We start from the raw sequence: 302 nt of genomic DNA on the forward strand, positions 1-302 counted from the left end.
TATCCGTTGTAGCTGTGGAGGCGCTTAAGGTTGTACCGCGTTATATAGGCCTGGATATCGACCCTGGCCTGCTCATCACTCTTGTATCCATCCCTTGGCACCCACTCTGACTTCAGCGCACCGAAGAAGCGCTCCATGGCTGCGTTATCCCAGCATTGGCCGCGATGGCTCATGCTTTGAGTCACGCCATACTTTTCAAGCGTGTCCCTGAATTTATGACTGGCGTACTGGCAGCCCTGATCTGAGTGGAACATCACGCCTTTTGGTTTACCGCGCGCCTCAACTGCTATCTGAAGTGCTTC

General features: G+C 53.6%; 1 protein-coding gene. It reads right to left on the reverse strand.

The window, feature by feature from the left end:
• The coding region (locus tag DK254_RS00850) for an integrase core domain-containing protein (protein ID WP_146219546.1) at nt 1-302 on the reverse strand (302 nt) is incomplete at both ends.

Origin of the sequence: Pseudomonas sp. RW407, assembly GCF_003176655.1 — a bacterium.
In the GTDB taxonomy this organism is placed as follows: Bacteria; Pseudomonadota; Gammaproteobacteria; order Pseudomonadales; family Pseudomonadaceae; genus Pseudomonas; species Pseudomonas delhiensis.